This window comes from Stenotrophomonas terrae, assembly GCF_001431465.1.
Taxonomy (GTDB): domain Bacteria; phylum Pseudomonadota; class Gammaproteobacteria; order Xanthomonadales; family Xanthomonadaceae; genus Stenotrophomonas; species Stenotrophomonas terrae.
Genome location: NZ_LDJJ01000131.1, coordinates 1 through 722 on the forward strand (window position 1 = coordinate 1; position 722 = coordinate 722).

The 722-nt window shown below is 65.7% G+C and carries 1 protein-coding gene; it reads left to right on the forward strand.

Annotation, left to right across the window (positions count from 1 at the left end; translation table 11 throughout):
• Positions 1–71 precede the first annotated feature (71 nt).
• The gene (locus ABB27_RS19065; RefSeq protein WP_057630895.1) at positions 72–632 is read left to right on the forward strand and encodes a nucleoside deaminase; all 561 of its coding nucleotides are present in this window, start codon (positions 72–74) and stop codon (positions 630–632) included.
• Positions 633–722: the final 90 nt, after the last annotated feature.

Genomic DNA, 722 nt, shown 5'->3' on the forward strand with positions numbered 1-722 from the left:
CGGCAAACCCGCCCCAGCGCCCCAGTCCGCTAAACTGACCGCCGTTTTTTGCCACAACGCCGGTCATCATCATGCTGCACGCCCAGGTTCACCTCACCCTCCCCGTCTGGATCCACGATGCCGTCGACGCCGACCGCGCCTATACCAGCGATGCGGACAAGGTAGCGCTGGCGATCGAGCTGTCGCGCCTGAACGTTGAACACGCCAGCGGCGGCCCGTTCGGTGCGGTGGTGTTCGGCCCGGATCACAAGGTGATTGCTGCTGCGGTGAATCGCGTGGTGCCGCATGCCACTTCCTTGGCCCACGCCGAGAACATGGCCTATATGCTGGCCCAGCAGAAGCTCAACACGCCGCGTCTGAACGCGCTGCTGTCGCCGATCACCCTGGCCACGTCCTCGCAGCCCTGCTGCCAGTGCTACGGCGCCACCGTCTGGGCCGGTATCGACCGCCTGCTGATCGGCGCCAGCGCCGCCGACGTGGAAGAACTCACCCCGTTCGACGAAGGCCCGCTGCCGGCAGACTGGGCCGGTGAACTGAACAAGCGCGGCATCGAGGTCGTACAGGGCATCAACCGCGACGACGCCCGCGCGGTGCTGCACAGCTACGGCAAGAACGACGGCGCGCACTACTGATTCTGAAAGCCCCTCTCCCTCCGGGAGAGGGGTTGGGGTGAGGGTCCGGCAGGCCGCATGCTGTCTGCTACCTGTCTCTTATACACTACT

Coding starts and splice junctions, on each gene's coding strand:
- ABB27_RS19065 (WP_057630895.1), top strand. CDS start 72: ATGCTGCACGCCCAGGTTCACCTCACCCTCCCCGTCTGGATCCACGAT.